A 12,372-nucleotide genomic window follows, 5' to 3' on the forward strand; every position below is an offset into this window, starting at 1 on the left:
CGGATCGCCTGATCGGTGGCAGCTCAGCACCTCGACACGCCGCACCGCACGCTGAGCCCCACCGATCGGCGCGACGATCACGAGTCAACCCTGTCCGGGGGGTGCCGTCCGGGCCCGGCGACCGGCAGACTGATCCGCGTGTCAGCGCTCGCGAACCTCACCCGCCGCGTCGGTCACCACCGTTGGTTCGGTGCCGCCGCCCGCCTGCTCGTCCCCGCCGATCGGGTGGTCGGCCGGCTGACCCGGGGCCGGGTCGTCGCGCTCGGCCTGATGCCGTCTCTGCTGATCACCACGGTGGGCCGCCGCTCCGGCAAGCCGCGTAGCAATCCCCTGCTCTACGTACGGGACGGCGACGCGTACGTGGTGATCGGCTCGAACTGGGGGCAGACCCACCATCCGGGCTGGGCGATGAACCTGCTCGCCGAGCCGGCCGCCGAGGTGGCCGTGAAGGGCCAACGGTTCCCGGTGCGGGCCGAGCCGGCCACCGGCGCCGAACGGGACCGGCTGTGGCAGCTCCTGGTCACCGAGTGGCCGGCGTACCGCACGTACGTGCAGCGGGCCGGCGGGCGGGAGATCCGCATCTTCCGCCTGGTGCCGACCGGGCGCGGCGAGCCGTCCGGCCCGCCGCCGGCTGGCTAGGCTGACGGTCGGCAGTGAGGCGGAGGCGGACCGTGAGCGCGAGGAGTGAGCCGGGCCTGCGAGCCCCGCAGTCGCGAACAAAGGCGGACCCGTGAGCGCGAGGAGTGAGCCGGGCCTGCGAGCCCCGCAGTCGCGAACAAAGGCGGACCCGTGAGCGCGAGCAGCGGACAGGCCGGTGTCGGTCGGGGCCTCGACGATCGACGGTGGACGGTGGCGGAGCGGGTGGCCGAGGCCATCGGGCGACGGTTTCCCGCCGATGTGCTCGCGGTCGCGGTGCACGGTCCCCTGGCGCACGGCGACGATGACGGTGGTGGGGACAGCGAGGTGGGCATGCTGGTGGTGACCTACCGGCCCGGCACCGGTCCCCCGTTGGCGACCCGCCGGGTGGACGGGGTGCTCGTCGATCTGACCGTGGCCGCCGCCGAGGACTATCTCGCGCAGGCCCGGGTGCTCTCCTCGCTCTGGCCGCTCACCGCCGACCGGTACGTCACGACCCGGGCGTTGCACGACCCGACGGGTTGGCTGCGGACGCTGCGCGACGAGCATCTCGGGCGGTTGGCCCGGGCTCGGCCGGCGGAGTTCAGCAGCGCGGCCCGGCAGGCGTGGTATCGGGGCAGCGCGGCGCACGCCCGGGCCGCCCGGCTGGCCGAGTGGTACGAGACCGACCAGGCGTTGCTGATGCTCGGCGAGGCACGGTTGGCGGCGGCGACGGTGACCGGCCTGCTGAGTCGCACCTATTTCCGTGATCCCGGCGACGCCGTGCGGCGCACCGGTCTGGCCGGGGCGGACATGACCGAGGTGGGTGCGGTGCTGGGCCGGCAGGCCGACGAGCTGACCGCCCGCGGCCGGCCGGTGGACGGCACGGTCGACGAGTTGCTCACCGGCTGAGGCGGGTCACAGCCCGCCCTGCACCCCGATCAGCATGCCGATCAGGTAGGTGGCGCCGGCCGCCGCGGCGCCCAGCACCAGCTGGCGTAGGCCGCTGGTCCACCAGGGCCGGCTGGTGAAGCGGGCCACCACCGCCCCGGCGGCGAACAGTCCGAGGCCGCCGACGGCGAGCGCCAGCCACAGCTGGGTGGCACCGAACAGGTACGTCAGCAGCGGCACCAGCGCTCCCGCCGAGAAGAACAGGAACGACGAGATCGCCGCGGCCCACGGGCTGGGCTGGTCGTCGGGGTCGACGCCCAACTCCTCGCGGACGTGTACCCGCAGGGCCTCCTCCGGGTCGCGGCGCACCGCTTCCGCGACCTGGGTGGCCAGGTCCCGGGGCAGGCCACGGGCCACCCAGGCGTCGGCCAACTCGCGGGCCTCCGCCTCGGGGTGCCGCTCCAGCTCGCGCCGTTCCTTGGCGACCTCGGCGGCGACCTGTTCGTTGGCGGAGCGGACGCTGGTGTACTCGCCGAGGCCCATCGAGATCGCCCCGGCGACCAGGCCGGCGGAGCCGGTCAGCACGATGCTGCGCGGCGACACACCGCCGCCTCCGACGCCGGCGATCAGGGCGATGTTGGTGACCAGGCCGTCCATGGCGCCGAAGACGGCCGGGCGCAGCCAGCCACCGGAGACGTCGGCGTGGTGCGCCTCACGCAGCGCGGCAGGGGCGTCGGTCACGGCAGGGTCAGGATCTCGTGGCCGTTGTCGGTCACCACGATGGTGTGTTCGAACTGGGCCGTCCACTTCCGGTCCTTCGTGACGACGGTCCACCCGTCGTCCCACATGTCGTACTGGTAGGTGCCGAGCGTGATCATCGGTTCGATGGTGAAGGTCATCCCCGGCTCCATGACGTCGGTGGGTCGGGGGCTGTCGTAGTGCGGCACGTAGAGCCCGCTGTGGAAGGACTCGCCGATGCCGTGGCCGGTGAAGTCGCGGACCACGCCGTAGCCGAACCGCTTGGCGTACGACTCGATGACCCGGCCCACGACGTTGATCTGGCGGCCCGGGGCGACGGCGCGGATACCGCGCATCATCGCCTCGTGGGTCCGCTCGACCAGCAGTCGGGCCTCCTCGCTGACCTCGCCGACGCAGAAGGTGGCGTCGGTGTCACCGTGCACCCCACCGATGTACGCGGTGACGTCGACGTTGATGATGTCGCCGTCCTGGATGACCGTGGAGTCCGGGATGCCGTGGCAGACGACCTCGTTGAGGCTGGTGCAGCAGGATTTGGGGAAGCCCCGGTAGCCGAGCGTCGACGGGTACGCGCCGTGGTCGCAGAGGAACTCGTGCACCACCTTGTCGATCTCGTCGGTGGTCACGCCGGGCTTGCAGTGCTCGCCGGCGAGCTGGGTCGCCTGGGCGGCCAACCGGCTGGCGATCCGCATCTTCTCGATGGTCTCCGGCGTCTGCACGTGGGAGCCACGCCACTCCTGCGGGCCCTTCTTACCCACGTACTCCGGTCGGGCGATGTGGGACGGCACCGGTCGCAGCGGGGAGAGCGCGCCTGGTGTCAGCGGCGGACGGACGGTCATGGCGCAAGCCTATCGCCGGAGCCGCCGGTGACCCACGCCACGGCCGCCCCGGAGGGGTTGTTGCCCCGCCAGGTCGGCTGTGCCATGGTGTCTGCGTGGATCAAGGGGGAGCACCACCCGTCTTCTCCGCCAGCGCGGAGATCGACGGTGACCACCTCCACGTCGTGGTGTCCGGCGAGGTCGACATGGCGACCGCCGACACCATGCTCCAGACCGCGCTGCGCGAGCCCGCCGAGCAGATCACGCTGGACCTGAGCGCGGTCACCTTCTTCGATTCGGCCGCCATCCATGCCCTGGTCCGGCTCGCCCAGCAGTTCCCCGGCACGCTCACGGTGCTGCCGTCGCGGCAGGTCCGTCGGGTGTTGGAGATCTCCGGCCTGGGCGAGCAGAGCTGGCTCAGGCCGACCTAGCCGACCCGGCCGTCACCGGGCGCGGGGTCAGCCCTGCAACTCCCGGCGCAGCGTCACCTCGGTGCCCTCATCGGTACGCCGCACCGACAGGTCCCCCAGTGCCTTGATCAGGGACAGGCCGCGCCCCCGGAACCCGGAGCCGGTCGACTCCCGCCACCGCCCGCTGTCACGCACCGTGGCGGTGACGGTGCGGTCCTCGATGGCCACCTCCACGGTGATCGTCGCCTCGGCGGGCTGCACGGGGTGCTCGATGGCGTTGGCGGCGGCCTCGGAGACGGCGACGATCAGGTCGAACAGGTCGGTCTCGCCGACGGAGTGCGCGACGAGGAAGTCCTCCAGGCGTTTGCGCAGCACGCTCAGCCGCGTCGGGTCCGCCGGCAGTCGCAACGCGAAGCGGTTCAGCTCGGCGGCCTCCAGGCCGAGCACCGCCACGTCGTCGCGGCGTCGCTGCCCGACGACCCGCTCGACCACCGCGTCGATCAGGTCCACCACGTGCTCGCCCGAGGTGGCGGCGTCGGCGCGGAGCTGCGCCAGCGCGGTGTCGATGCCGAGTTTGCGGTCCTCGATGAGGCCGTCGGTGTAGAGCAGCAACCGGTCGCCGGCGTGCAGCTCCCCGTCGACCACCTGGTAGGTCGTGTCGGGGATGACGCCGACCGGCGGGCCGAGCGCGCGGTCGTGCAGGAACGCCACGTCGCCTCCTCTGATCAGCAGCGGGGAGGGGTGACCGGCGCTGGCGTACCGCAGCCGGCCGGTGCGCGGGTTGAACAGCAGGCAGACCACGGTCGCGAAGGAACGGCCCTCGGTGGAGCCGACCAGCCGGTTGAGCCGGGTCAGCGACTCGGCCGGGTCGAAGCCCTCCAGTACGTACGCCCGCAGCGCGTTGCGCAGTTGCCCCATCGCGGCCGCGGCCCGGACGCCCTTGCCGACCACGTCGCCGATGACGAGCACCAGCTCATCGCCGTCCAGCGCGATCACGTCGTACCAGTCGCCGCCGACCTCGACGTCGGCGCTGCCGGGCAGGTAACGGCTGGCCACGACCGCGCCGGGCAGTTGGGGCAGCGTTCGGGGCAGCAGGCTGTGCTGCAGGGTGGTGGCGATGCGGTGTTCGGCTTCGTAGAGCTGGGCGTTCTCCAGTCGCACCCCGACCAGCCGGGCCAGTTGGGTGAGCGCGGCGTCGTCGGTCTGGGCGTCGTCGCCGGCCGCCCGCCAGACCCGCAGCTCGCCGAGCTGCTCGCCGGTGGTGCCGTTCAGCTCGGCCACGAAGGACGGGTCGGTGGCGGTGGTGCCGCCGGCGTCCGCCTCGGCGCGGGCGTCGCCCGTCGTGATGGCCACCCGGGCCGCCTCGGCGAGGCTGAGCGCGTGCCGGGCCGCGACCTGGAGCACGTCGGCGGTGGATCGGGCGGTGTTCACCGCGACCGCCGCGTCGGCCAGCGCCCGGAGCCGGCGGATGATCTGCCCGCGCAGCTGGCCCAGCTCCACGTTGGCGCGCACCCGGGCGATCAGCTCCTGCCCGGAGAACGGCTTGGTGAGGTAGTCGTCCGCGCCGGCGGAGAGACCGGCGACGGCCTCCGCGGAGCCGGCGCGGGCGGAGAGCAGCACGATCGGCACATGCCGGGTACGCGGGTCGGCGCGCAGGGCGCCGACCAGCCCGAACCCGTCCAGCCGGGGCATCATCACGTCGGTGAGAACCAGGTCGAACGCGCCCTCCTGGGCGAGTGGCAGGGCCGCCAGCCCGTCGCTGGCGGTGACCACCTCCCAGGTCGGGGAGAGCAGGCGGGTGACGTGCTCGCGCAGGTCCACGTTGTCGTCGACCACGAGGATCCGACCGGCCGGGGTGATCGTCGTCGGCCCGCTGTCGGCCTCCGGCAGGTGCCCCGCGCCGGTCCACAGCGCGGTCTCCGCCACGTAGAGGCGGGCCTGCTCGGGCTCGCCGGCGGGCGGGCCGAACGCCTCGACCCGGTCGGCGGGCAGGTGCGCCGACCCGAACGGGATGGTCACCGCGAAGGTGCTGCCCTCGTCGACGCGACTGGTCAGGCCGACCTCGCCGCCGTGCATCTCGACCAGCTCCCGGACCAGCGCCAGGCCGATGCCGGTGCCCTCGTGCGTGCGGGCGCGCACCCCGGGCACCCGGTGGAACCGTTCGAAGACGTGCGGCAGTTCGGCCGGCACGATTCCCACGCCGGTGTCGGTGACCTCCAGTCGGGCGCCGGCCTCCACGGCCCGGACGCGGACCCGGATCTCGCCGTCGAAGGTGAACTTGACCGCGTTCGACACCAGGTTGAGGACGATTTTCTCCCACATGTCCCGGTCGACGAAGACCGGCGCGGCCAGCGGCGGGCAGTCCACCACCAGCCGCAACCCGGCCCGGTCGGTGGCCGAACGGAAGGTGCTGGCCAGCCGGGCGGTGTAGCCGGACAGGTCGGTGGGCTGGTAGCGGGCGGCGAGGCGACCCGACTCCAGCCGGGAGAAGTCCAGCACGGTGTTGACGAGCTTGAGCAGCCGCAACGCGTTGCGGTGCATCATCGTGAGGCGCTCGATGTCGGCGACCGGCAGCGCCGGGTCGGCCAGCATGTCCTCCAGAGGGCCGAGCACCAGGGTCAGCGGCGTACGGAACTCGTGGCTGACGTTGGCGAAGAAGTTGGTCTTCGCCTGGTCGAGGGCGGCCAGCTCGGCGGCGCGGGCCCGCTCCTGCTCGTACGCCCGCTGCTTGCCGACGGCCCGGGAGATCTGCGCGGCGACCAGGTCGAGGAAATCGCGGTAGTCGTCGCCGAGCGGCAGCCGGCGGGCCACGCCGACGACCAGCGCGCCGACCGTCTCGTTGGCCGCCGTGACGGGCAGCATGAGGGCCTCGTCGGCCGCGTCGGCGGGCGGCCGGTCGAGCAGCTGCGCCACGTCGACGGTGACCGGCTCACCGTCGGCGGCAGCCCGGGCGAGCAGGTCGGCGGTGGCGCCGACGGTCGCCTGGCCCGTGCCGCTGGCACCGGCCAGGACGAGGCGACCGCTGTCGTCGCCCAGGTAGATCAGTGCGAAGGGCACGTCGGCCCGGTGCCGTTCGAGGACCGCGGCGGCGGCCCGGCCCAGCTCGGCGGCGTTGGCCACGTCGGCCAGGTCGGCGCCCAGCTCGGCCAGTGCCCGCAGCCGGCGTTCGCCGAGCACCCGCCCGGTGGTCTCGTTGACGATGCAGTAGACGCCGCTGACCGTGCCGTCGTCACCGCGGATCGGGTCGTACGAGACGTTGAAGTAGGTCTCCTCGACGAACCCGTACCGGTCCAGCAGGAAGGGATGGTCCTCGCCGCGGTAGGAGCTTCCGGTGCGCCGGACGCCGTCCAGCAGCGGGCCGAGCACGTCCCAGGTCTCCGCCCAGTGCTGGCCGGCCGGCCGACCCAACACGTGCGGGTGCTTGGCGCCGATGGTCGGTCGGTAGGCGTCGTTGTAGAAGGCGAGCTGGTCGTCGCCCCAGAACATGACGATCTGCGCGCTGGAGGCGAGCATCATGCCGGCCGCGGTGGAGAGTGCGACCGGCCAGCGTCCGGGCGGGCCCAGCGGGGTGGTGGACCAGTCGAAGTCGCGCATCCGCTCGCCCAGCTCACCGCCGGCCGCGAACGCCGCAGCCAGCATCGGGGGGATCTCCCCGCCGTCCGTGAAGGGATGCCCGGCGTCCGCGCCCCCCTGGGCCGAGCTCATGCAGCCTCCCCGCTCCGGCCGTACCCCTCAGCCGTTGATCTCCACCCGCTGTGCTCCGACTTGTACCCCAACGGACCAGCAACGTAACGCATACCGTTCCTCGGACGCTGTTTACCTCCACCCCATCCGTCGGTGAGCCGCGGTCGGAGTGGGCGGCGGCGGCCGGGCCGGTGGCGCCGCGGTGCCCGGCCAGGTCAGAAGACGGGCAGTCCGTCGATGCTCGCCGCGTTCTTGGTGGCCCGGTAGACCACCAGGTCATCGGCGGTACGGCGGGAGTGTGAGCTGAGCAACAGGTCGCGTTCGGCGCGGTAGTCCATCAGCGGCACCGCGTAGCCGCAGGAGTCGCTGACCCGCTCGACCTCGACGGTGATCACGGCCCGCACCGCGTGCACGTCCGGTGGCGTGGGGAACTCGGCGAGCCGATCGACGAAGGCGTCCTCGGTCACCGCGACGCTGCTGCCCCGGCCGTGCAGCCGGACGATCTTCGGCGGCCCGTCGAAGGCGCAGAACATCAGCGTGATGCGGCCGTTGTCCCGCAGGTGGGCGATGGTCTCGGCGCCACTGCCGTGATAGTCGAGGTACGCCACCCGGTGCGGGCCGAGGATCACGAACGTGCCCCGCATGCCCTTCGGCGAGACGTTGACGTGCCCCTCGGCACCGGACGGTGCGGTCGCCACGAAGAAGACCGGCTGGGCCGCGATGAAGTCCCGCAGCCGACCGTCGATCTCCGGATACACCGTGCCCATGCGCCGATCCTCCCACCGCGCGTTCGCGCGGGCGGGGGCGACGTACGTCACACCGGGCGCAGCGCCGCAGGTGCGGCCGCGACGACCGGCGGACGCCGGCCGGCCGCCTCGACCAGCGCGGCGATCGGACGCGGGTCCGACTCGTTCTCCGGATGCCACTGCACACCGAGTACGAACGGCAGGGCCGGGTCCTCCACCGCCTCGATCACGCCGTCCGCCGCCCAACCGGTGACGGACAGTCGACCCGGATCGGCCACCGCCTGGTGGTGGTACGAGTTGACCCGGTCCACCCCGGCCAACACCGCCGCGGCGAGGCTGCCCGCCGCGAACCGCACCGCGTGGTCGCCGTAGACGCCGGGTGCCGGGCGGTGCTCGTCGTGACCGACCACGTCCGGCAGGTGCTGGTGCAGGGCACCGCCGTAGGCCACGGCGAGCAGCTGCATACCCCGGCAGACACCGAGCACCGGCAACCCGGCGGCGAGCGCGGCGGCCAGCAGGGTCAGTTCACCGGCGTCCCGGTCCGGCCGGTCCTCGGTACGCGGATGCGGTGGCTGGCCGTACCGCCCCGGGCCCACGTCGGCACCCCCGGCCAGCAGCAGCCCGTCGAGGACGGCCACCACGTCGGCGTCCTGGTCGTCCGGAGGCAGCACCACCGCCCGGCCGCCGGCGGCGGTCACCGCCCGCACGTACGCCTGCGGCACCAGCACGGCCGGCACGCCCCGCCAGACCGCCCAGTCGGCCGGCTCGACGTACGCGCTGATCCCGATCAGCGGCCGCCTCACAGCGGGGTGACGTACGCGCCCGTGATGCCGCCGTCGACCACGAACTGCGCGGCGGTCATGAACGAGGCGTCGTCGCTGGCCAGGAACGCCACCGCGGCGGCGATCTCCTCCGGCTGCCCGAACCGTCCCATCGGCACGTGCACCAGCCGACGGGCGGCCCTCTCCGGGTCGGCGGCGAACAGCTCCAGCAGCAGCGGGGTCGCCACCGGCCCGGGGCAGAGCGCGTTGACCCGGATGCCCTCGCGGGCGAACTGCACACCCAGCTCGCGGGTCATCGCCAGCACCCCGCCCTTGCTGGCGGTGTACGCGATCTGCGACGTCGCGGCACCCATCAACGCCACGAACGAGGCGGTGTTGATGATCGACCCCTTGCCCTGCCGGCGCATGTGCGGGATCGCGTACTTGCAGCAGAGGTAGACGCTCGTGGTGTTGACCCGCAGCACCCGCTCCCAGGCGTCGAGGCCGGTGTCCAGGATGGAGTCGTCGTCCGGCGGCGAGATGCCGGCGTTGTTGAACGCGATGTCCACCCGGCCGTGCCGGTCGGCCACCCCGTCGAACAGGTCGCGTACCGCCGACTCGTCGGCCACGTCGGTGGACACGAACTCGCCGCCGCACTCCTCGGCGGCCTTCGTACCGGCCACCTCGTCGATGTCCACGCAGACGACCCGGGCCCCCTCGACGGCGAACCGCCGCACGGTGGCCAACCCGATGCCGCTGCCCGCTCCGGTGACCACGGCCACCCGGTCCTGCAACCGACCCTGCACTGGCGTCACTCCTCCGTCGCGATGAACACGTTCTTGACGTCCGTGAAGGAGTGCAGAGCGTCGGGGCCCAGCTCACGGCCGAGCCCGGAACGCTTCATCCCACCGAACGGGGTCCAGTAGCGCACCGAGGAGTGCGAGTTGACGCTGAGGTTGCCCGACTCGACGGCGCGGGCGAGCCGGAGGGCGCGGCCCACGTCCCGGGTCCAGATCGAGCCGGAAAGGCCGTACTCGGTGTCGTTGGCGAGCCGGATCGCGTCGGCCTCGTCGTCGAAGGGGAGCACCGAGACCACCGGGCCGAAGATCTCCTCCCGCCAGTGCCGGTCGGCCGGCGAGTCGGCCAGCAGCACGGTCGGCGCGTGCCAGAAACCGGGGCCGTCGGGGCAGGACCCGGTAAACGCGACCTTCGCCCCGGTCACGTACCCGGCGACCCGGTCGCGCTGCGCGGCGGAGATCAGCGGCCCCATCTCGGCGGTGTCCCGGCCCGGGTCCTCCACCCGTACCGCCCGGACCGCCGGTTCGAGCAGTTCCAGGAAGCGGTCGTACACCGGGCGTTGGACGAGGATCCGCGACCGTGCGCAGCAGTCCTGGCCGGCGTTGTCGAAGACCGCGCCGGGCGCGGTCGCGGCGGCGCGTTCCAGGTCGGCGTCGGCGAAGACGATGTTCGCGCTCTTGCCGCCCAACTCCAGGGTGAGCCGCTTCACCTGGGTGGCGCAGCCGGCCATGATGCGCGTGCCGACCGCGGTGGAGCCGGTGAAGCAGATCTTGCGGACCGCTGGGTGGCTGACGAACCGCTCCCCCACCACCGCGCCCTCGCCCGGGAGCACGGTGAACACGTCGTCGGGCAGGCCGGCCTCGCGGGCCAACTCGGCCAGGCGCAGTGCGGTGAGGGGGGTCAGCTCGGCGGGTTTGAGCACCACGGTGTTGCCGGCCGCGAGGGCCGGGGCGAACCCCCAGCCGGCGATCGGCATGGGGAAGTTCCACGGCACGATCACCCCGACCACGCCGAGTGGCTCGTGGAAGGTGACGTCCAGCCCGCCGGGCACCGGGATCTGCCGCCCGGTCAGCCGCTCCGGCGCTCCGGCGTAGTAGTCCAGCACGTCGCGGACGTTGCCGGCCTCCCAGCGGGCGTTGCCGATCGTGTGCCCCGAGTTGCGCACCTCCAGCGCGGCCAGCTCGTCGAGATGCGCGTCGACGACGGACGCGAACCGCCGCAGCAACCGAGCCCGGTCCCCCGGAGCGACCCCCCGCCAACTCTCGAAAGCACGAGAAGCCCGCGCGATGACGGAGTCGACCTCGTCCACCGAGGCCGCAGCAACCTCCAGAAACCCCACCCCACGAGCGGGATCCACCAGAACCGTCACACGCCCCACCCCCTCTTCACCCGGTCGATCATGGAGTTGTGGTGCCCCACAAAAGCCGCCTCACGCTACTCTCCGCCCACCACAACTTCATGATCGACGCGGTGAGGGGTGGGGACGGAGGGGTCAGAGGCGCTCGAAACCACGGGTCAGCTCCCAGTCCGTCACCGCGGCGTCGAACGCCGTCAACTCCACTCTCGCCTGGTTGGCGTAGTGCGCCACCACCTCGTCGCCGAACGCCTCCCGGGCCACCGTCGACGCCTCCCACAGGGCGAGGGCGTCGCGCAGGGTGCCGGGGACGCGCTCGGCCTCCGGGTCGTCGTACGCGTTGCCGGTGCACTCCCCGTCCAGCTCCAGCTCCCGGTCGATGCCGTGCAGCGCGCCGGCGACCAGCCCGGCGATTGCCAGGTACGGGTTGACGTCGGCGCCGGGCACCCGGTTCTCCACCCGCATGCCCTGCCCGTGCCCGACCACCCGCAGCGCGCAGGTGCGGTTGTCCACACCCCAGCGCAACGCCGTCGGGGCGAACGACCCCGGCTGGTAGCGCTTGTAGGAGTTGATGTTCGGGGCGAAGAGCAGGCTGAACTCCCGCATGGTGGCGAGCAGACCGGCGAGCACCCGCTGCCCGGTCTGCGACAGGTGCGCCGGCCCGTCACCGAGCATCGCCGACGAGCCCGACGAGTCCCGCAACGAGAAGTGGATGTGGCAGGAGTTGCCCTCCCGCTCGTTCGGCTTGGCCATGAAGGTGATCGCCATGCCCTCCTGGGCGGCGATCTCCTTGGCGCCGTTCTTGTAGATCACGTGGTGGTCGGCGCAGGCGACCGCCTCGTCGTACCGGAAGGCGATCTCGTGCTGGCCCAGGTTGCACTCGCCCTTGGCGCTCTCCGGGGTCAGCCCGGCGCCGGCCATCTCGGTGCGGATCCGGCGCAGCAGCGGCTCGACCCGGGCGGTGCCGAGCAGGGAGTAGTCCACGTTGTACTGGTTGGCCGGGGTGAGATCGCGGTAGCCACGCCGCCAGGCGTCCTCATACGAGTCGCGGAACAGCACGAACTCCAGCTCGGTGCCGGCGTACGCGGTGAGCCCGTGCTCGGCCAGCCGGTCCAGTTGCCGGCGCAGGATCTGCCGGGGTGAGGCGACCACGTCACCGGAGCCGTCCAGCCAGGTCAGGTCTGCCAGGAGCAGCGCGGAACCGGGCTGCCAGGGCGTCCGCCGCAGCGTGTCGAAGTCCGGCACCATCGCGAAGTCGCCGTAGCCGCGGTCCCAGCTCGACATCGCGTACCCGTCGACGGTGTTCATGTCGACGTCCACGGCGAGCAGGTAGTTGCACCCCTCGCTGCCGTTGGCCACCACCTGGTCGAGGAAGTACGGCGCGTGGAATCGTTTGCCCTGGAGGCGGCCCTGCATGTCGACAAGGGCCAGCACCACCGTGTCGATCTCGCCCTCGGCGACGGCGACCCGCAGTTGTTCCAGCGTGAGCGGAGCTCTTCTCATTCGCGGGCCTCCATCACCAAGGTCTACTGGCAAACC

General features: G+C 72.6%; 11 protein-coding genes. 3 read left to right on the top strand and 8 right to left on the bottom strand.

Going from position 1 to position 12,372, the window contains the following annotated elements; translation table 11 throughout:
• Window positions 1-138 precede the first annotated feature (138 nt).
• A complete protein-coding gene (locus O7620_RS16545) occupies window positions 139-639 on the top strand; it encodes a nitroreductase/quinone reductase family protein (RefSeq protein ID WP_278123706.1) in 501 nt (166 codons plus the stop codon).
• Window positions 640-789: 150 nt separating this feature from the next.
• Window positions 790-1,527, top strand: coding sequence for a nucleotidyltransferase domain-containing protein (locus O7620_RS16550; protein WP_151488160.1), 738 nt, complete (start codon window positions 790-792; stop codon window positions 1,525-1,527).
• Window positions 1,528-1,533: 6 nt separating this feature from the next.
• Here the strand turns inward: O7620_RS16550 and O7620_RS16555 are convergent, their stop codons facing one another.
• Window positions 1,534-2,247: a VIT1/CCC1 transporter family protein gene (locus O7620_RS16555; protein WP_151488161.1), complete on the bottom strand. Its 714-nt coding sequence runs from the start codon at window positions 2,245-2,247 to the stop codon at window positions 1,534-1,536.
• A complete protein-coding gene (map, locus tag O7620_RS16560; protein ID WP_151488162.1) occupies window positions 2,244-3,101 on the bottom strand; it encodes a type I methionyl aminopeptidase in 858 nt (285 codons plus the stop codon). The genes O7620_RS16555 and map overlap by 4 nt, the downstream gene beginning before the upstream one ends.
• Window positions 3,102-3,196: 95 nt before the next feature.
• Between map and O7620_RS16565 the strand changes: the two genes are divergently transcribed.
• The gene (locus O7620_RS16565; protein ID WP_278123707.1) at window positions 3,197-3,511 is read left to right on the top strand and encodes an STAS domain-containing protein; all 315 of its coding nucleotides are present in this window, start codon (window positions 3,197-3,199) and stop codon (window positions 3,509-3,511) included.
• A gap of 27 nt (window positions 3,512-3,538) precedes the next feature.
• On the opposite strand, the gene O7620_RS16570 is transcribed toward O7620_RS16565, so the two are convergent.
• From O7620_RS16570 to O7620_RS16595, 6 genes are all read right to left on the bottom strand, one after another.
• Window positions 3,539-7,195, bottom strand: a complete 3,657-nt coding sequence (locus O7620_RS16570; protein WP_278123708.1) for a SpoIIE family protein phosphatase — start codon at window positions 7,193-7,195, stop codon at window positions 3,539-3,541.
• A 194-nt stretch (window positions 7,196-7,389) separates the two neighbouring features.
• Complete coding sequence (locus tag O7620_RS16575) at window positions 7,390-7,941, bottom strand: pyridoxamine 5'-phosphate oxidase family protein (RefSeq protein ID WP_278123709.1); 552 nt, start codon at window positions 7,939-7,941, stop codon at window positions 7,390-7,392.
• Window positions 7,942-7,988: 47 nt separating this feature from the next.
• On the bottom strand, window positions 7,989-8,723 hold the full coding sequence (locus tag O7620_RS16580) for a gamma-glutamyl-gamma-aminobutyrate hydrolase family protein (RefSeq protein ID WP_278123710.1): 735 nt from the start codon (window positions 8,721-8,723) through the stop codon (window positions 7,989-7,991).
• Window positions 8,720-9,487 carry a 3-oxoacyl-ACP reductase gene (locus O7620_RS16585; protein ID WP_278123711.1) on the bottom strand — a complete coding sequence of 256 codons (768 nt, stop codon included), beginning with the start codon at window positions 9,485-9,487 and terminating at the stop codon, window positions 8,720-8,722. Before O7620_RS16585 ends, O7620_RS16580 begins: the two co-directional genes overlap by 4 nt.
• 5 nt (window positions 9,488-9,492) lie before the next feature.
• The gene (locus O7620_RS16590; protein WP_151488167.1) at window positions 9,493-10,848 is read right to left on the bottom strand and encodes an aldehyde dehydrogenase family protein; all 1,356 of its coding nucleotides are present in this window, start codon (window positions 10,846-10,848) and stop codon (window positions 9,493-9,495) included.
• A gap of 123 nt (window positions 10,849-10,971) precedes the next feature.
• A complete protein-coding gene (locus tag O7620_RS16595; RefSeq protein WP_278123712.1) occupies window positions 10,972-12,336 on the bottom strand; it encodes a glutamine synthetase family protein in 1,365 nt (454 codons plus the stop codon).
• Window positions 12,337-12,372: the final 36 nt, after the last annotated feature.

This window comes from Micromonospora sp. WMMD710, assembly GCF_029626045.1.
GTDB lineage: Bacteria > Actinomycetota > Actinomycetes > Mycobacteriales > Micromonosporaceae > Micromonospora.

Bases quoted from the DNA above. Each gene is read 5' to 3' on its own strand.
- O7620_RS16570 (WP_278123708.1), bottom strand. From the start codon at position 7,195: ATGAGCTCGGCCCAGGGGGGCGCGGACGCCGGGCATCCCTTCACGGAC.
- O7620_RS16575 (WP_278123709.1), bottom strand. From the start codon at position 7,941: ATGGGCACGGTGTATCCGGAGATCGACGGTCGGCTGCGGGACTTCATC.
- map (WP_151488162.1), bottom strand. From the start codon at position 3,101: ATGACCGTCCGTCCGCCGCTGACACCAGGCGCGCTCTCCCCGCTGCGA.
- O7620_RS16595 (WP_278123712.1), bottom strand. From the start codon at position 12,336: ATGAGAAGAGCTCCGCTCACGCTGGAACAACTGCGGGTCGCCGTCGCC.